The 16,625-nt window shown below is 64.7% G+C and carries 16 protein-coding genes; 7 read left to right on the forward strand and 9 right to left on the reverse strand.

Features of this window, described 5'->3' with window-relative positions:
* Nucleotides 1-202 precede the first annotated feature (202 nt).
* The 6 genes from rlmM to AC1VWL_RS17445 form a co-directional block, all read right to left on the reverse strand.
* Nucleotides 203-1,258 (reverse strand): 23S rRNA (cytidine(2498)-2'-O)-methyltransferase RlmM, encoded by a 1,056-nt coding sequence (gene rlmM / locus AC1VWL_RS17420; protein ID WP_482987511.1) that lies wholly within the window; start codon nucleotides 1,256-1,258, stop codon nucleotides 203-205.
* A gap of 157 nt (nucleotides 1,259-1,415) precedes the next feature.
* Nucleotides 1,416-1,976 (reverse strand): nucleoside deaminase, encoded by a 561-nt coding sequence (locus AC1VWL_RS17425; protein WP_481532396.1) that lies wholly within the window; start codon nucleotides 1,974-1,976, stop codon nucleotides 1,416-1,418.
* Between the two features lie 269 nt (nucleotides 1,977-2,245).
* Nucleotides 2,246-4,522 carry a TonB-dependent receptor gene (locus AC1VWL_RS17430; protein ID WP_482987512.1) on the reverse strand — a complete coding sequence of 759 codons (2,277 nt, stop codon included), beginning with the start codon at nucleotides 4,520-4,522 and terminating at the stop codon, nucleotides 2,246-2,248.
* A gap of 233 nt (nucleotides 4,523-4,755) precedes the next feature.
* A complete protein-coding gene (gene phbB, locus AC1VWL_RS17435; protein WP_482987513.1) occupies nucleotides 4,756-5,496 on the reverse strand; it encodes an acetoacetyl-CoA reductase in 741 nt (246 codons plus the stop codon).
* Between the two features lie 31 nt (nucleotides 5,497-5,527).
* Nucleotides 5,528-6,856: a CitMHS family transporter gene (locus AC1VWL_RS17440; protein WP_482987522.1), complete on the reverse strand. Its 1,329-nt coding sequence runs from the start codon at nucleotides 6,854-6,856 to the stop codon at nucleotides 5,528-5,530.
* 42 nt (nucleotides 6,857-6,898) lie between these two features.
* A complete protein-coding gene (locus AC1VWL_RS17445; RefSeq protein ID WP_482987514.1) occupies nucleotides 6,899-8,074 on the reverse strand; it encodes an OprO/OprP family phosphate-selective porin in 1,176 nt (391 codons plus the stop codon).
* Between the two features lie 186 nt (nucleotides 8,075-8,260).
* On the opposite strand from AC1VWL_RS17445, the gene AC1VWL_RS17450 reads away from it, so the two are divergent.
* Genes AC1VWL_RS17450 through AC1VWL_RS17460 form a run of 3 tightly spaced genes read left to right on the forward strand, consistent with a single transcriptional unit; the run spans nucleotide 8,261 to nucleotide 11,371 of the window.
* A complete protein-coding gene (locus AC1VWL_RS17450; RefSeq protein ID WP_482987515.1) occupies nucleotides 8,261-8,950 on the forward strand; it encodes a response regulator in 690 nt (229 codons plus the stop codon).
* Nucleotides 8,937-10,322 carry a sensor histidine kinase N-terminal domain-containing protein gene (locus tag AC1VWL_RS17455; protein ID WP_482987523.1) on the forward strand — a complete coding sequence of 462 codons (1,386 nt, stop codon included), beginning with the start codon at nucleotides 8,937-8,939 and terminating at the stop codon, nucleotides 10,320-10,322. The genes AC1VWL_RS17450 and AC1VWL_RS17455 overlap by 14 nt, the downstream gene beginning before the upstream one ends.
* Nucleotides 10,319-11,371, forward strand: a complete 1,053-nt coding sequence (locus AC1VWL_RS17460; RefSeq protein ID WP_482987516.1) for an ABC transporter substrate-binding protein — start codon at nucleotides 10,319-10,321, stop codon at nucleotides 11,369-11,371. Before AC1VWL_RS17455 ends, AC1VWL_RS17460 begins: the two co-directional genes overlap by 4 nt.
* A gap of 169 nt (nucleotides 11,372-11,540) precedes the next feature.
* Here the strand turns inward: AC1VWL_RS17460 and AC1VWL_RS17465 are convergent, their stop codons facing one another.
* Together AC1VWL_RS17465 and AC1VWL_RS17470 are read right to left on the reverse strand one after the other, a co-directional pair.
* A complete protein-coding gene (locus tag AC1VWL_RS17465) occupies nucleotides 11,541-11,957 on the reverse strand; it encodes a hypothetical protein (RefSeq protein ID WP_482987517.1) in 417 nt (138 codons plus the stop codon).
* 96 nt (nucleotides 11,958-12,053) lie between these two features.
* Nucleotides 12,054-13,799, reverse strand: a complete 1,746-nt coding sequence (locus AC1VWL_RS17470) for a glutamine--tRNA ligase/YqeY domain fusion protein (protein WP_482987518.1) — start codon at nucleotides 13,797-13,799, stop codon at nucleotides 12,054-12,056.
* 103 nt (nucleotides 13,800-13,902) lie between these two features.
* Between AC1VWL_RS17470 and AC1VWL_RS17475 the strand changes: the two genes are divergently transcribed.
* Genes AC1VWL_RS17475 through AC1VWL_RS17490 form a run of 4 tightly spaced genes read left to right on the forward strand, consistent with a single transcriptional unit; the run spans nucleotide 13,903 to nucleotide 16,044 of the window.
* Nucleotides 13,903-14,571, forward strand: coding sequence for a glutathione S-transferase family protein (locus AC1VWL_RS17475; RefSeq protein ID WP_482987519.1), 669 nt, complete (start codon nucleotides 13,903-13,905; stop codon nucleotides 14,569-14,571).
* 12 nt (nucleotides 14,572-14,583) lie between these two features.
* Nucleotides 14,584-14,850, forward strand: a complete 267-nt coding sequence (locus tag AC1VWL_RS17480; RefSeq protein WP_303748980.1) for a putative signal transducing protein — start codon at nucleotides 14,584-14,586, stop codon at nucleotides 14,848-14,850.
* A gap of 30 nt (nucleotides 14,851-14,880) precedes the next feature.
* Nucleotides 14,881-15,531, forward strand: a complete 651-nt coding sequence (gene msrA, locus AC1VWL_RS17485) for a peptide-methionine (S)-S-oxide reductase MsrA (RefSeq protein WP_482987524.1) — start codon at nucleotides 14,881-14,883, stop codon at nucleotides 15,529-15,531.
* A 3-nt stretch (nucleotides 15,532-15,534) separates the two neighbouring features.
* Nucleotides 15,535-16,044, forward strand: coding sequence for a flavodoxin family protein (locus AC1VWL_RS17490; RefSeq protein WP_482987520.1), 510 nt, complete (start codon nucleotides 15,535-15,537; stop codon nucleotides 16,042-16,044).
* Nucleotides 16,045-16,213: 169 nt separating this feature from the next.
* Here AC1VWL_RS17490 and AC1VWL_RS17495 read toward each other — a convergent pair.
* Nucleotides 16,214-16,625, reverse strand: a 412-nt coding sequence (locus AC1VWL_RS17495) for a transaldolase family protein (RefSeq protein ID WP_482987521.1), incomplete at its 5' end; no start/stop codon positions are given.

Consider the following 16,625-nt stretch of genomic DNA (forward strand, 5'->3'; position numbering starts at 1 on the left):
GCGCAGCGGCCGCCCGTACCCGCCAAACTCCGGCGCCCCCCGCGTCGGCCACCCTCCCTCACCACCCGCCCCCCCCCCCCCCCCCCCCCCCCCCCCCACTACAGGGGTTGCTCCGGCTGGAAGTGCAGGCAAAAGCTGCCCTCACCCCAACCCCTCTCCCGTGAACGGGAGAGGGGCTTTCAATCTAGAGCGGGGCTTCGAATCAAGAGCCTTTGGGCCGCGGGGTCACGAACACGGTGATTTCCTCGCGGTCGTGGTACAGCTGCTTGGCGCGGATCGTCAGCGGCTTGTCTGCCTTTTCGGCAAACAGATCCAGGCACAGGCGCGTCTCATCCCAGCGCTTCTTCATCGGCAGCTTCAGGTTGAAGATGGCGTGCTTGCACCAGCCTTCGCGCAGCCAGGTGCCCATGCGCTCGGCCACGCGGCGCGGCTGTTCGACCATGTCGCAGACCATCCAGTCCAGCGGCGTTTCCGGTTGCCAATGGAAACCGTCGGCGCGCAGGTGCTCGACCAGACCGGTATCCAGTACATGCTGGCGCAGCGGGCCGTTGTCGATGCTGCTGACATGCAGGTGCTGGCGGGTCAGTACCCAGGTCCAGCCGCCGGGTGCCGCGCCCAGATCGGCCGCGCGCATGCCGGGCACTACCAGCGCTTCGCGTTCTTCCGGCGTGAGCAGGGTCATGAAGGCTTCTTCCAGCTTCAAGGCCGAACGCGAGGGTGCATCCGGCAGCAGCTTCAAGCGCGGAATACCCAGCAGCCACGGTGCGCTGTCGCGGGTATCGGAGACGCAGACAAAGGCATGCGTACCATCGACGAACACCACATGCAGGCGCGGCAGTTTGCCGTTGGGCTTGTCGGTGAGCAGGCCGCCTTTGCGCAGCGCCGGGCGCAACGCATTGCCGAAGGCGCGGGCCAGGCCGGCCAGCGGTTTGCCGGCGTCCGAATCGGGATGCTCGACCCACAGATCACCAAACCGTTGCTGGCCTTCCAGCGCGGCAATGATCGGGGTGATGCGGTCCGTGGCATCGAGCTGTGGCAGCTCGGCGAGAATCCGCAGCTTCTGGCGGGCGAAGATCAGCTCGCGCCAGGGCAGACGCTGGTCCAGCGCTTCGGCCTCATCGGTGACGAACACCACGTAGCCATCGTTGCGCTGGGTACGGGCGTAACCGGCAATGCCGGCATGGCCTGCACGGTCGTTCAGTTCGCCGGCCAGTTCCGGTTCAAAGCCTTGGCGGCAGTAGCAGAGCAGGCCAGTCATGGAAATCCTTGGTGTGGAGCGGGTGGGGCTTTCCTTCTCCCGCCGGGAGAAGGTGCCCGCAGGGCGGATGAGGGTAGGTGACGCTTCGGTAGCAGACTGCATGAGAACTGCCGGACCCTCACCCCAACCCCTCTCCCGGAGGGAGAGGGGCTTTTGATCAGTAGCGTGCGCCGTCGTTCTTGCCGTAGCTGTGCAGCACGGCGCGGGCGTCGTCGCGGTTGATGCCTTGCACGACTTCGATGCCGCGCTTGTTCAGCTCACCGGCCCAATCGGCAGGCAGCGGGCCTTCATCGAACGGGGTGAGTTCTTCCACGTCGGCGGCGCAGGCGCCGATCAGCAGGCGGTCGATGCCGGCCCAGACGGTGGCGCCGTAGCACTGGCAGCAGGGCTGTGAGGACGTAGCCAGGGTGATCGGCGATAGCAGCGCGTTCAGGCGCGGGGTGTTGAGCTTCTGCTGGGCCAGCATATAGGCCATGTTTTCGGCATGTGCCAACGAGGTGGCATGCGGCACCACGCGGTTCACCGCGGCGGCGATCACCTTGTGGTCGGGGCCGAATACCACCGCACCAAACGGGCCGCCACTGGCGTGTTCAACGTTCAGTCGCGACAGCTCGATGGCCAGCGCTACCTTGTCCGCATCGCTGGTATAGGCGCGGTCGCAGTCGACGGCGTCGTGGATCCAGACGGGGAGGGTGAGGTGAACCTGAGCGTGCAGCATGATGATGACCGGCGTTGTGGCAAAAAACGGCGGTCAGTTTAGCGGACTGGGGCGCTGGGGCGGGCTTGCTGGTGGGGCTTGTTCAGGTGTGGGGATCAGCCGCGCGCGCGGAACTGGAGCGGAGCCGCACTAAGCCCCCTCCCTTTCGCGCAGCGAAGGGGAGGGCTGGGGAGGGGTTGGCCTTTTGCTTCGGGGTTTGCGGTTGGCGCGAAAAGCACCCCTCCCCAGCCCTCCCCTTGGCCGTTGGCCAAAGGGAAGGAGCCAAAGGCTTAGAACTCCGCGCCCACCGTCATGAAGATCTGCCGCGGGGCGCTGGCGTGGATGGAATAGCGGGTGCCGGTGGGGTCGGTCGGAGCGAACGAGCTGAGCTGGCCGGCGTAGCGCTTGTTGGTCAGGTTGGTGACGTTCAAGGACACCTTGACGTTCTGCAGGCCCAGGCCGGGGCCGAAGCTGTAACCGCCGCCGGCGTCGAAGGTGGTCACGCCCGGTACCGACTGGTCGTTGGTATAGGTGTAGTAGCGCTTGCCGGTGTACTTGCCGCGCAGGCTGGCGAACCAGCCGTCACGGTTCCAGCTCAGCTCGCTGGAGGCCATGCGCTGTGGCGTATCGACGGTGATCTTGCCGGCCACCGGCACGATCGCACCGCCGGAGATGTAGTCGTCCTCGTAAGTGGTCTTGTTCCAGGACAGCGCGTTGTACCACTGCAGGCCCTGCGTCGGCTTGAGGATGAAGGTCAGTTCCGCGCCCTGACTCTTCACCGAGCCGACGTTGATGAAGCGGGTGATGCACTCCGGTCGCGTACCGACTTCGATGCTGGTGCAGGGGTTGAGCGAGAGCAGGCGATTGTCGAACATCACGTGGTACGCAGCCAATGAAGCCTGGTACCTGCTGCCGAAGCTGCGGAAACCGGCCTCGAAGGTCTTGGACTTCTCCGGTTCCAGGCCGGCGCTGGCGGCAAACGACTCCGGCGAAACCTGCAGCGGGCCGCCGCTGCCGCCGCCGACGAAGGCGGCGATGTTCTCGGCATAGGAGGCGAACAGCTCGTTGTTGGCATTGAGCTTGAAGCCGACACCCAACTGCGGCAGCAGCGATTCCTTGGCGGTCAGCGTGCCCGACGCGAGCTTCTGCTCTGTGCCGGGTTTGGCGGTTGCACGCATGCGGGTGTTCGGGCTCTTGATGCCGATATCCACGGTCAGGCGCTGGTCGAGGAAGCGCATGCGGTCCTGCACATAGAATTGCCGCGTGCGGATGTCGAAGTCCTGGTCGAACAGGCGACGGTCCGGGTTCTTGAGGTAGGTGTCGTCGAGGAACGGGCCGTCGATGTAGTAGAAGTTGCGCTCGACGTTGTGGTCGTTCTGCTCGAACCACAGGCCGGCTTCCAGCTCATGGATGCCGACGTTCCACGACAGCGCAGCGGTCAGGCCCTGGCGATCAATCGTGTAGTTGGTGCTGCGGATCGAGATCGGCAGCATGCGGTCGGTGCCCGGGTACGAGGGCTGGCCCGGTGCCCACCAGTGGCCCTGGCCACGATTGTCATGGTGGTAGGCAAGCAGCTTGAGGTTGAGTTCGTCACCGAGATGCAGGCTGGCATCGAGCGAATACAGATTGTCATCGCGCAACGCGCGGCTCTGGTAGTACGCATCGTCGATGCTGTTGACGCCGCCAGTGAAGGCGCAGCGCGTGGCGTCGAAGGTCGCTGGCGCGCAGTATGCAGCGGCGACGGCGCGGTCCCAATCCGGCGCGTAGATGTTCCAGTCGTAGCCCAGCCCACGCTGCAGCATGCTCTTGGACAGATAGGCGTAGTTGGCCTGGCTTGCCCGCGAGGTGGCAACGAAGGCGCCGAAACGGTGATCACCCACGTTCCACACCGCCTTGGCGTTGAACTGGCGGGTGGTCTGGTTCTGGTGCGGTGCGGCCCACATGTCGGCGTCCTGGTGCACGCCGGAGACATAGGCCGAGAAGCCATTCAGATCGCCGGTATCCACGCGCAGGTAGCCGCGGCGCTGGTTGTCATCGCCAACGGTGACACTGGCGCGGCCACCGAATACGGTGGACGGATCCTGCGAGAAGTACTGGATGGCACCGCCGAGGTTGCTGGTCGAGGCCACGCCCAGCGAGCCGATGCCCTGTGACAACTCGGCGCCGCCCAGGTTCTCGGCGATGATGGCTCGGGCGATGCTCAGGCCGTTGTAGTTGCCATAGCTGTTGTCGCCGAGCGGGATGCCATCGAGCGTATAGCCCAGGCGAGTCTTGTCGAAGCCGCGCAGGCTGATGGTCTGCGATTCTTCGTTGGCACCGAAGGCGTCGTTCGACTGCACGGAGACACCGGGCAGGCGATCAAGGATCTTCTGGCCGCTGCTGCCCGGCGGCAACACCTGCTTGTCGACTTCACCGATGCGTTGCACCTGGCGGGTCTGGCCCTGGCCGATCACCGAGATGGTGTCCAGCGTCTGCGCGGAGGCGCTGTCGGCGGAGTCTGCTTCGGCGTAGGCGTGGCTGGTGCACAGGGCAAGCGTGATGGCGAGGCTGAGGCGTTTGGAAATCATGGTCTACCGTTCCGTGGGAGGGCCGGCGCGCGCCGGTAACGGAAGGGTGTCGGTGTTTTGTTAAACCCCGTTTACGGTGTCATCCAATTACGTTGCTTTGCACAGTATTGGTGACGTGATTCCCGTTTGACCGGGCTCGAATCGACTGTTCATTGCGAGCATGGTGACGGTGGGCGCAAAGAAAACGCCGCGACAATGCGCGGCGTTCGTTGTTGCATCCATGGACCGCTGCATCAACCCATGTAGAGGCCACCGTTGACCGGATAATCAGCGCCGGTCACATACGCCGCATCATCGCTGGCAAGCCATGCGCACAGAGAGGCCACTTCCTCGGGCTTGCCAAGGCGGCGGATCGGCACCGAAGCCGCCAAGCGGTCCAGCACATCCGGCGGGAAGCTGCTGATCGCCTGGCTGGCGATGTAGCCCGGCGAAATGGTGTTGACGGTGACGCCGCGCGCCGCGACTTCCGCGGCCAGCGCACGACTGAAGCCGTGCATCGCGGCCTTGGCCGTTGCGTAGTTGACCTGGCCGATCTGGCCCTTCTGCGCGCTGACCGAGCCGATGTTGATGATGCGGCCCCAGTTCTGGTTGGTCATGCCATCAACCACCTGCTTGCTGAGGTTGAACAAAGTGTTGAGGTTGGAGGCGATCACCGCGTTCCAGTCTTCGGTGCTCATCTGCCGGAACAACATGTCGCGGCTACCGCCGGAGTTGTTGACCAGCACATCCACTTCGCCCACTTCCGCACGCACCTTGGCGAACGCAGCGGTGGTGGAATCCCAGTCAGCGGCATTGCCTTCGGACACGATGAAATCAAAGCCGAGTTCGCGTTGCTCGCGGATCCAGTTGGCCTTGCGCGGTGAGTCCGGCGCGCAGCCCGCCACTACGGTGTGGCCAGCGCGGGCCAGGGTCTGGCAGATGGCAGTGCCTACACTGCCCATGCCACTGGTGACGTAAGCGATACGTAGCGTCATGGTGCTCTCCAATGCGTCAGGTTGGTGCCGCTCAGGCGGCCAATGGATACAGTGCGAACAGCAGGCTGCCGGCCATCAGGATCATGGAAATGAGCACCGCCCACTTCAGGGTGAACTTCTGGTGGTCGGCGAAGTCCACCTTGGCCAGGCCTACCAGCAGATAGGTCGAGGGCACCAAGGGGCTGAGCAGATGCACCGGCTGACCGGCCAGCGAAGCGCGCGCCATTTCCACCGGGGTGATGCCGTAGTGACCCGCCGCTTCGGACAGGATCGGCAGCACGCCGAAATAGAAGGCGTCATTGGACATGAAGAAAGTGAAGGGCATCGATGCCACGGCGGTGATCACCGCCAGGTACGGCCCCCAGGCTTCCGGAATCACCGACAGGAAGCCGCGCGACATCGCCTCGACCATGCCGGTGTTGGACAGGATGCCGGTGAAGATGCCCGCGGCGAAGATCAGCGATACCACCGACAACACATTGCCGGCGTGGTTGACCACGCGACGGCGTTGCTCGGCCAGGTTCGGGTAGTTGATCACCAGTGCAATCGCGAAGCCGACCATGAACAGCACCGGCATCGGCAGCAGGCCGATCACCAGCGCCGCCATCAATGCCAGGGTCAGGGCGAAGTTGACCCACAGCAGCTTCGGCCGCTTGGTGTCTTCGGCATCTTCCACCGTCGGCAGCGCATCGCTGTCATCGGAAACACTGGCGTCCATCCACGAGCCGCCGTGCGGCAGGGCGACCACGCCAAGACGACGGCGTTCCTTCATGCCCAGGTACCAGGCCAGTGCGAGGATGCCGGCGCAGGCCAGCACCATCGCCGGAATCAGCGGCACGAACACATCGGCTGGATCCACATGCAGCGCAGTGGCCGCACGCGCAGTCGGGCCGCCCCACGGGGTGAGGTTCATCACGCCACCGGCGAGGATGGTCACGCAGGTCATGCTCAGCGCGTTCATGCCCAGGCGACGGTACAGCGGCAGCATCGCCGACACGGTGATCATGTAGGTGGTGGAGCCGTCGCCGTCGAGCGAGATCAGCATCGCCAGCACCGCGGTGCCCATCACGATCTTCAGCGGATCGCCCTTGACGATGCGCAGGATGATGCGCACCAGCGGATCGAACAGGCCGGCGTCGATCATTACCCCGAAGTAGAGGATGGCGAACATCAGCATCACGCCGGTCGGCGCGATCTTCTTGATGCCGTCGAGCATCATCTCATCGAGGCCGGCACCGAAGCCGCCGATCAGGGCGAACACGATGGGAACGGTAATCAGGGCGACCAGCGGCGACAGTCGTTTGCTCATGATGAGATACATGAACGTCAGGACCATGCCGAAGCCGAGGATGGTCAGCATCATCTGCAGACTCCTAGTAGAGACAGGACGGGGAAGAGGTGTTTAGAAATCGAACTGCAGGCGGCCGGTGACCGCGCGGGTGTGGTCCACGGTGGTATCGGTCAGGCGGTTGCGGTTGCGGCTGTCGATCAGGTTGAGCATGAAGCGCAGGTTGTCGCGCAGGTACCAGTTGCCGGCCAGGGTCCAGGCTTCGGTGCTGCCGTTGCGCAGATCAGGCTGGCCATCAAGGTGCTGGTTGCCGCGCATCTGGTCGTAGCGCAGCGCGACTTCGAACGCGCCGGGCTTGTGGCGGATGTCCTTGATGCGGGCGAAGCGGCCGGTCTTGCGGTCGTAGCTGCGCGACTCGCCGGTGACGAACCAGCTGAGCATGCCGTAAGCCGCCATCACTTCACCGCGCTGCGCGCCATCGTCGAAGGTGGCACCGCTGAATTCGCCCTGCCATGACAGCGGGCCGCGCACCTGCGCGTATTCCAGCGACCACTTGTTGACGTCGGTATCGCGGCCGGCCGAGAAGTCGACCAGGGTCAGACGACTTTCATCGGACAGATGGCCGGCCGGGCGCGGGCGGATACGCAACGCCGGCACGCCATTCACACCGGGGTTGTCATAGGCCTCGCGGGCCAGCGACAAGCCCAGGTGCAGCACGTCGCCAGCGGCCGGGCTCGGCGCCCAGGTAACGCGGCCACCAGCAGCGCGGCCTTTCACCTGCCAGGCATCGATGCTTTCCAGACTGTAGACGCTGGCCGCCCAGGTCATGTCGCCAGGGTTGGCCTGCCAGGACGCGCCGAGGCGGTACAGCGGGGCAAGGCTGGTGCCGGCGTTGCCGCGCTCCAGGAAGCTGCCGTAGTTGGAGCCGGTGCGGTCGTCCAGCGAGTAATACTGCTTGAACTGGCCGACGGTCAGGCGGCCGGCATCGCCGAAGCTGCGGCTGACGTAGACGTCCTTGGCCTCGGGGCGGTCGCCGGAGAAGTCAGCTTCCAGCTTGTAGTCGACGACGAAGAACTTGCCGGACACATCCAGCCAGGCGCGACGGATCTCGGTGTCGTCCTTGTTCGGGGTACCACGGTGGTCATTGTCGAAGCTGGCGAAATCCAGATGCAGGCGGCCGCCGATGGTGGCAGTCACCGGACCTTCGTCTTCTGCGGCCAGCGCTGGAGCGCACAGGCTCAGCAGGACAGCGGCAGCGAGGCTGCGCTTTTGGAAAACACTCAGTTCCACAAACCCTCCCAGGTGCGCGCCAGGCGCGCGGCAAACATGGGCACCTGCTGGTGCGTGGCCGCAGTCTGGAGGGGACTAGCTGTCATCCGCCTGTCAGGGGTTTGTGCGGCGCAGCAATGTGCACCGGGACTGCGTCTTCGCGGCTTCCGCGTTAGCATTCGCGCCTTCCCGCCACATTCCCCTGCGATGCGCCTGCTGCTGGTTGAAGACAATGCGGACCTGGCCGATGCCATTATCCGTCGCATGCGCCGTAACGGCCACGCGGTGGATTGGCAGGCCGACGGCATGGGCGCAGCCAGCGTGCTGCGCTACCAGAGCTTTGATCTGGTGGTGCTGGATATTGGTCTTCCCAAGCTCGATGGCCTGCGCGTGCTGGCGGGCATGCGCGAACGCGGCGACAGCACACCGGTACTGATGCTGACCGCCCGCGATGGCATCGAGGATCGCGTGCAGGCACTGGATGTTGGCGCTGACGACTATCTGGGCAAGCCCTTCGATTTCCGCGAATTCGAAGCCCGTTGCCGGGTGCTGCTGCGTCGCGGCCGGGGTCAGGCCAGCGAAGTGGTGCAGATCGGCAGCTTCCAGTTCGACAATGCCGCGCACCGGGTCAGCCTTGACGGCGAAGTGATCGAACTGCCGAACCGTGAGTTCCGTCTGCTGGAGATCCTGGTCGGGCGGCTCGGTCAGGTCGTCGGCAAGGATGAGATCGCCAAGGGCTTGTTCGGCTTCGATGACGAAGCCGGGCCGAATGCCATCGAGCTGTATATCGGACGGTTGCGCAAGAAGCTGGCGGCTGCGCCAGTGCGCATCACCACCGTGCGCGGCGTGGGGTACATGTTGGAAGCCAGTGACGGCGGTACTGATGGCGACGGCTGAGGTCCGCACCTCCGGTTCATTGCGGCGCACCTTGATGCTGTATCTGGGCGCCTTGCTGGCGGTGTTCGCGGTGGCCTTGCTGTTCGCCGCGCGCGACTACGGGCAGCGTGCGGCGAATCGCTCCTACGACCATCTGCTGGTGTCTTCGGCGCTTTCCATCGCCGATTCGGTGGCATTGGTGGATGGGCAATGGCAGGTGGATCTGCCGTATGCGGCCCTGGACCTGCTGTCGATGGCGGAAGAAGACCGCGTGTTCTATCGCGTGGCTGATAGTCGTGGCCGCACCATCACCGGCTACGAGGATCTTCCCCAGGCACCGCGCAGGAGTGGCAACCAGCCGCAGTTGTTCGATGCCGACTACAGTGGCGAGACGGTGCGCTTCGTGGTGGTCAAGCGCAGCTTTGCCGCCGCCTCCGCGCAGGGTGAAGTGCAGGTGCAGGTTGGTCAGACCCGTCGCGCACGCGCCGAGCTTGCGCAGGAAATGGTCAACCGCGCGCTGATCGCCATCGGCGTGTTGTCGGCCTTGTTGCTGGCGCTGGTGGCCTTCGGCGTGCATCGCGCGTTCCGTCCACTGGTGCGCCTGGAGCGTGAGCTGTCACGGCGTGAGCCCTCCGACCTGAAGCCGCTGGACTCGCATGTGCCGCGCGAGATGAACCAGATGGTCGCTGCCTTGAACCGCTTCATGGAACGCCTGTCCAGCAGCAACGAAACCCTGCGTGCGTTCATGGCCGAGGCCGCGCACCAGATGCGCACACCGCTGGCGGCATTGCGTGCGCAGGCACAGCTGGCCTTGGACGAAGAAGAACCCGAGGACATGCAGCGCAGCCTACGTGCGATCGAGCGCAATGCCACCCATATGAGTCGCCTGCTCAACCAGCTGCTCAGCGATGCCAGCGTGATCCACCGCTCCAACCTGCAGCGCTTCGCGCCGCTGGATCTTGTTGAAACCGTGCATCAGGCCTTGCATGAAGCCTTGCCGCAGGCAGGCCCGGCACCACGCGTGCAGTTGGCGATCACCACCGGCGCGGTGCAGGTCAACGGCGACGCCCTGCTGTTGCGCGAGGCGATCAAGAACCTGATCGACAACGCGGTGAAATACGGCGGCGATGGCCCGCTGCAGATCGCCCTGACCGTGCAGGACACGCAGGCGGTATTGACCATCGCCGACCATGGTCCCGGGATCAGCGCCGCCGATGCCGAACGCGTGTTCGAGCGCTTCGGGCGTGGTGAGAACGCGCCTGCCGGTGGTGCCGGCCTGGGCCTGGCCATCGTCAAGCGGGTGGTTGAAAGTCATGGCGGTAGCATCGACCTGAGCAATCGACCCGAAGGCGGCCTGGTCGCCACCATCCATCTGCCAAGGCATGCCGCATGAGCCGCTTGTTGATCCTGTTGTTGGGCCTGCTGCTGGCACCGTCATTGCGCGCTGCGCCGGGTGATGTACAGCGTTTCCCCGCACAAGGCGTGGCGACTGAACAGCTGCGCATCCACGGCACCACCGATATCGAAGTTTTTGCGGTAGTGATCGCCGACTACCAGCGCCTGCATCCGGGCACGGAAGTCGTCTACGAAGACATCATCACCCAGGACCTGTACGCGCGTTTCCTGCGCGACCGCAACAGCGCGCGCACGCCCGATCTGCTGATTTCCAGCGGCATGGATCTGCAGACCAAGCTGGTCAACGATGGCCACGCATTGCCGCATCGTTCGCCGCAGACCGAAGCCGTGCCTTCCTGGGCGAAGTGGCGCAATGAAGCCTTCGGCATCAGCTACGAACCGGTGGCAATGGTCTACAACACGCGTGCATTGCCCGCGGCAAACGTGCCGCACACGCGCCGCCAGCTGCTGGATCTGCTGCGTGCCGAAGGCACACCGCTGCGTGGCAAGGTCGGCACCTACGATATCGAACGCAGCAGTGTCGGTTATCTGCTGGCGACCCAGGACGCGCAGCGCGGCAGCATCGCTGGCGCCTTGCTGGGCGCATTGGGTGACAACGGCGTGGTGCGCGAGGAGCGTACCGGCGTGCTGTTGGACCAGGTCAGCAGCGGCAAGCTGTCGCTGGTTTACAACGTGTTGGGTTCCTACGCGCAGGCGCGTATCGATGCCGGTGCGCCCTTGGGCATTGTCGAACCCGAGGACTACACGCTGGTGGTGCTGCGCACGGCGGTGATTCCGCGCTACAGCCCGCACCCTGGCGAAGCCAAGCGCTTCCTCGATTACCTGTTGTCGGCGCGCGGCCAGCAGGTGCTGTCGCGCGAGGCGCGGCTGATGCCGATCATCCGCAACGGTGGCGGTGACAGCGATCCGGGCCAGAACCGGCGGCCGATCCAGCTTGGGCCCGGCTTGCTGGTGTATCTGGATGCGCTCAAGCGGCGCCAGTTTCTGGATGCCTGGCGCAGCAGCGTCGAGCCCAAGCCGCGCTGAGCGTGGCTCAGCGTAGCGGGACGGGATGTTCGCTGGTTGGCGCAGCACCGTAGCCGGGTAAGCGCAGCGCACCCGGGACAAGGGGATCCAGTTGTCTTCCAGATGATCGGTCACCGATCCCGGGTGTACTGCGCTTACCCGGACTAGGTTCGGAGCGCATTGCGCATGCTCAGCGCACTGCAGCGGGATTCTCTGTCATTGGCTGGCGCAGTGGATCGCTGCTGCCGGCTGACGCGCACTGGCCGTTGACGCAACTACAGCCCTGGATCTCGGTGAAACCACAGACACTCATCATGCCCTTGGCCTGGCAGCTGGCTTGTACGCCGGCCGGGTCGGTGGGGCTGTTGACGTTGACGCAGGCGGGATACTGACCGCAGCAGTTGCCGACGTTCTTCACCGTGCAATCGGCATCAACCTTGCAACTGCTGTCGACCACGACGGGCGTGGCAGCAGGTTTGGCAGGTGTTGATGGTTCGCTGGCAGCGACTGGCGCGGGCGTTTGCGAGGTGACCGGCGCAGTGGCGGCCGGTGAGCTGCAGGCGGTGATCGCAAGCAGCAGGCAGAGCAGCAGTGACAGACGGAACATGGGCGAATCCTGTTCTGGGCACGCGGCCATGGTAGCCGCGTCCCATGTGAGCAGGGGGTTTACCGGGCTGTCAGCCGGCAACCCCACCCATCCCGATCAGGCCGACCAGGTATCGCGCAGGGTCACGCTGCGGTTGAACACCGGCTTGGCCGGCGTGTGGTCGCGGCGATCGGCGACGAAGTAGCCGGTGCGCTCGAACTGGTAGCTCTGTTCCGGTGCGGCCAGGGCTGCGGCCGGTTCGACGTAGCCGGTGACAACCTTGCGCGATTCCGGGTTCAGGTAATCGCGGTAGGTCTTGCCGTCGGATTCATCGTCCGGGTTGGCAACCGAGAACAGGCGGTCGTACAGACGCACTTCGGCTTCCACCGCGTGCTGGGCGCTGACCCAATGGATGGTGCCCTTGATCTTGCGGTTGGCGCCTTCCATGCCAGGACGCGATTCCGGGTCCAGCCAGCCGCGCAGCTCGACGATCTCGCCGGCGTCGTTCTTGATCACTTCATCGACGCGGGCGATGCCAGCACCACGCAGGCGCACTTCGCCGCCCGGTACCAAGCGCTTCCAGCCCTTCGGCGGCACTTCGGCGAAATCTTCGCGCTCGATCCACAGCTCACGCGAGAACGGCACGTCGCGGCTGCCGAAGCTTTCGTCCTTCGGGTGGTTGCTGAAGCTGAGCGATTCCTCGTGGCCTTCCGGCAGATTGGTCAGCACCAGTTTGAGCGGATCGATCACCGCCATGCGGCGTGCCGCAGCGCTGTCCAGGTCTTCGCGCAGGGCGCCTTCCAGCACGCTGAAATCGATCAGCGAGTTCTGCTTGGAAATACCCACGCGCTCGGCGAACAGGCGCATCGCTGCCGGGGTATAACCACGACGACGCAGGCCCTGCAGGGTCGGCATGCGCGGGTCTTCCCAGCCATCGACCAGGTTTTCGGTGACCAGCGCCATCAGCTTGCGCTTGCTCATCACCGTGTAGTTGATGTTCAGGCGCGAGAACTCGATCTGGCGCGGCTTGGCGGCTTCACGCGGCAGGCCCTTGTCGACCAGCGGCTGGGTCAAGGCGTTGTCGTGTGCGTAGTCGACGTTGTCCACGCACCAGTCGTACAGCGGGCGGTGGTCTTCGAATTCCAGCGTGCACAGCGAGTGGGTGATGCCTTCCAGCGAATCGCCCAGCGCATGCGCGAAGTCATACATCGGGTAGATCGGCCAGGCATTGCCGGTGTTCTGGTGCTCGACGTGCTTGATGCGGTAGATCGCCGGGTCGCGCAGGTTGATGTTGCCGCTGGCCATGTCGATCTTGGCGCGCACGGTGCGGGCGCCATCGGCGAACTCACCGGCGCGCATGCGCGCGAACAGGTCCAGGTTTTCCTCGACGCTGCGCTCGCGGTACGGCGAGGGGCGGCCCGGCTCGGTCAGCGAGCCGCGGTAGGCACGCACTTCCTCGGCCGACAGGTCGCAGACATAGGCCTTGCCGTCGCGGATCAGCTTCTGCGCGGCCAGGTAATAGGCGTCGAAGTAGTCCGAGGCGTGGCGCAGCTCGTTCCACTCGAAGCCCAGCCAGCGCACGTCGTCCTGGATGGCCTGCACGTACTCCGGGTCTTCCTTGGCCGGGTTGGTGTCATCGAAGCGCAGGTTGCAGACGCCGCCGAACTCGCCGGCGATGCCGAAGTTCAGGCAGATCGACTTGGCATGGCCGATGTGCAGGTAGCCATTGGGCTCGGGCGGGAAGCGGGTCTTGATGGCCGTGTGCTTGCCGCTGGACAGGTCCTCACGGACGATCTGACGGATGAAATCGCGCTTTTCGGGGGCGTTTTCCGGCGTGGCAGCGGCAGGCGTGTTCTCGGACATGGGGGACGCAGCGTATTGAAGTAAACCGCAAGTTTAGCCGAGCCGGGCTGTGGTTGCCGGGACAGGGCTATGCTGGGGCCTTGAGCCCTTTGGATTCTTGCCGATGGACCGCCCCGTTCTGGTGATAGGCAACAAGAACTACTCGTCCTGGTCGCTGCGCCCGTGGCTGCTGCTGCGCCATTTCGGGGTGGAGTTCGACGAAGTACGACTGGCCCTGGATACGCCGGCCTTCGCCAGCGAAGTGCTGCAGCATTCGCCGACTGGCAAGGTGCCGGCGCTGCGTGATGGCGATTTGCAGGTCTGGGATTCGCTGGCGATCTGCGAATACGCCAACGAGCGCTGGCTGGGCGGACGCGGCTGGCCGGCTGACCTGGCCCAACGCGCCGTGGCGCGGGCAGCGGCGGCGGAAATGCATTCAGGTTTCACCGGGTTGCGCAGCCAGCTGCCGATGAACAGTCGCCGCCAGCCCGATGGCTACCGCTGGGACGCCGCTGCCCAAGCCGATATCAACCGTATCCGTGCGCTGTGGAGCGAGCTGCGCCGGCAGTACGGTGCGGGCGGGGACTTCCTGTTTGGCCAGTTCGGCATCGTCGATGCGATGTTCGCACCGGTGGCGGTACGCTTTGACGGCTATGGCGTGGTCGCGGAAGGCGTTGCCGGCGAGTACCTGCAGGCGCTGTTGGCGCTGCCGGCGCTGCGCGAGTGGCGCCAGGCCGGTGCGGCAGAAAGCGAGCACGTCGCGGCCACTGATGACTTGCGCCAGCCGGTTTGAACGGAGAATCCCATGCAGCTGATCTACCAGAGCAACAACTTGTTCGACGCGCATCTGGTCAAGCATGCGCTGGAGGACGCGGGCATCCCGGCCTTCGTGTTCGGCGAGTCCTTGCTGGGCGCGGGCGGCGAGCTGCCCTTGTTTGGCGTGCTGCGGGTCTGCGTGCCGGATTCGGCCAAGCCCGAGGCCGAGGACATCGTCGCTGCATTGGGCTTGGACGACGGCCCCGCTGACCCCATCTTGGATGACGATGAAGCGCCGGGATTCCTCCCGGCCTGAGGAGCTGACATGTTGGGAATCGGCCAGGGAATACTGGGTATCGGCGCGTTCAAACAGCGCCTGCCGCGCCCGGAAGAAGCACTGCCGGGGCGGGACACGCCGCTGCCGCTGCACAACCAGCATTTCGTCAACGGCCAGCCCTTGCAGGCCGATTTCGACGGGCTGCAGGTGCTGGACGTGGGCCTGGGCTGTTTCTGGGGCGCCGAGCGGAAGTTCTGGCAGCTGCCGGGCGTGGTGACCACGGCGGTGGGCTACCAGGGCGGTGTTACCCCGAACCCTACCTATGAAGAAGCCTGTTCCGGGTTCACCGGCCACACCGAGGTGGTGCGGGTGGTGTTTGATCCGGCACAGGTCACGCTGGAGACGGTGCTGCGCACCTTCTGGGAGAACCACAATCCTACCCAGGGCATGTGCCAGGGCAACGACACCGGCACCCAGTACCGCTCGGCGATCTACTGCCACACCCAGGAACAGTACGACGCGGCGATTGCCAGCCGTGATGCCTACCAGCGGCAGCTGGCTGCTTCTGGTTTCGGCGAGATCACCACCGAAATCGTGTTCCCGGCACCGCCGTTCTATTACGCCGAGGATTACCACCAGCAGTATCTGGCGAAGAATCCGAATGGTTACTGCGGTATCGGCGGAACCGGCGTGAGCTGCCCGATCGGCCTGGATGTCTGAGCCGTGAGTGCCACACCGCGCCGTTTGCTGGTGGTGTGGCACAGCTTTACCGGCGCCACTGCGGCGATGGTGGACGCAGTGCTGCAGGGCGCACGCGAGAGTACCGGTGACGCGGTGCAGGTGATTGCCTTGCGCGCCGCGGATGCTGGCGCAGACGACGTGCTTGCCGCCGATGCGGTGGTGTTCGCCACGCCGGAGACATTGGCCTCGATGAGCGGGGCGATGAAGGATTTCTTTGATCGCAGCTATTACCCGCTGTTGGGGCGCTGCGAGGGCAAGCCGTATGCGCTGCTGGTATGTGCTGGATCGGATGGTCAGCCGACGATTGCGCAGTTGCGCAAGGTGGCTTTGGGCTTGCGTTTGAAAGAAGTGGCCGAGCCGGTGCTGGTATGTACGCAGGCACAGACGGCGGAGGCGATTGTTGCTGAGAAGCGGTTACCTGAGGCGCAGCTGGCGCGAGGCCGCGAGCTGGGCGCGCTGCTCGCAGCAGGGCTGGAGCTCGGCGTTTTTTGATTTTGATTAAGCCCCTCTCCCGCATGCGGGAGAGGGGTTGGGGTGAGGGCGCTCTTAAAGCACGTAGAGCAAAAAACTCTAAAAGCTCCCCTCATCCGGCCTTTGGCAACCTTCTCCCGCAAGCGGGAGAAGGGAGTGCTCAGGCATTTTCTTGATCGGCCAGCTCCGCTCAGCCGCCCAACTCATCCAAAATCCGCTGACGCAAAGTCTGCAGATCCTTCGCAAACGCCTCAATACCGGTAGCCAACTTCTCGGTAGCCATCGGATCGGCCGCCATGTCCGCATCGAACTTCGCTTCATCAATCGCAGCGACGTTCACCGCTTCTGCGGCACCAGCCACCAGCTTGCGCGGCAGCTCGCCGAAATCAGCATCCAGCTTCTCCAGCAGGTCCGGCGAGATTGTCAGACGATCACAGCCAGCCAGCGCTTCGATCTGCGCAGTTGAACGGAACGAGGCGCCCATCACCACGGTGCTGGAACCGCGACGCTTGAACTCGGCGAACACACCACGCACGAACACCACGCCCGGGTCTTCGTCGATGTTGGCCGGGGTCTGGCCGTTGGCCACGTACCAGTCCAGG

Source organism: Stenotrophomonas sp. STEN063, assembly GCF_056854515.1.

Bases quoted from the DNA above. Each gene is read 5' to 3' on its own strand.
- AC1VWL_RS17460 (WP_482987516.1), top strand. From the start codon at position 10,319: ATGAGCCGCTTGTTGATCCTGTTGTTGGGCCTGCTGCTGGCACCGTCA.
- AC1VWL_RS17430 (WP_482987512.1), bottom strand. From the start codon at position 4,522: ATGATTTCCAAACGCCTCAGCCTCGCCATCACGCTTGCCCTGTGCACC.
- AC1VWL_RS17455 (WP_482987523.1), top strand. From the start codon at position 8,937: ATGGCGACGGCTGAGGTCCGCACCTCCGGTTCATTGCGGCGCACCTTG.
- AC1VWL_RS17475 (WP_482987519.1), top strand. From the start codon at position 13,903: ATGGACCGCCCCGTTCTGGTGATAGGCAACAAGAACTACTCGTCCTGG.
- AC1VWL_RS17450 (WP_482987515.1), top strand. From the start codon at position 8,261: ATGCGCCTGCTGCTGGTTGAAGACAATGCGGACCTGGCCGATGCCATT.
- AC1VWL_RS17480 (WP_303748980.1), top strand. From the start codon at position 14,584: ATGCAGCTGATCTACCAGAGCAACAACTTGTTCGACGCGCATCTGGTC.
- AC1VWL_RS17425 (WP_481532396.1), bottom strand. From the start codon at position 1,976: ATGCTGCACGCTCAGGTTCACCTCACCCTCCCCGTCTGGATCCACGAC.
- AC1VWL_RS17465 (WP_482987517.1), bottom strand. From the start codon at position 11,957: ATGTTCCGTCTGTCACTGCTGCTCTGCCTGCTGCTTGCGATCACCGCC.
- rlmM (WP_482987511.1), bottom strand. From the start codon at position 1,258: ATGACTGGCCTGCTCTGCTACTGCCGCCAAGGCTTTGAACCGGAACTG.
- phbB (WP_482987513.1), bottom strand. From the start codon at position 5,496: ATGACGCTACGTATCGCTTACGTCACCAGTGGCATGGGCAGTGTAGGC.
- AC1VWL_RS17440 (WP_482987522.1), bottom strand. From the start codon at position 6,856: ATGCTGACCATCCTCGGCTTCGGCATGGTCCTGACGTTCATGTATCTC.
- AC1VWL_RS17470 (WP_482987518.1), bottom strand. From the start codon at position 13,799: ATGTCCGAGAACACGCCTGCCGCTGCCACGCCGGAAAACGCCCCCGAA.